Below are 239 nucleotides of genomic sequence, written 5' to 3'. Positions count from 1 at the left end.
GGTTTAGCCAGTCGGCTCTTCTGCCCCTCATCCGCCGGGCTCGCAAACTCACGCCCGGCATTCACGTCACCGTAGACGCAACCCCCACGCGCCATGTTGACGCGGCTGGATTGGAGTTGCTGCGCGATGCCGTCGATTACGAGGTATCCCTAGGCAACGGGCCACCCGTTCAATTCGTGGTTCCCGCCCACCTCCCCCGCCATCACGCAACTGTCGGCATAAACGCATCTAACACTTAC

Source organism: Kocuria sp. (assembly GCF_030536815.1).
GTDB classification, from domain to species: domain Bacteria; phylum Actinomycetota; class Actinomycetes; order Actinomycetales; family Micrococcaceae; genus Kocuria; species Kocuria gwangalliensis.
The sequence above is the reverse complement of the archived record's forward strand: the minus strand, read 5'-3'. Positions refer to the sequence as shown.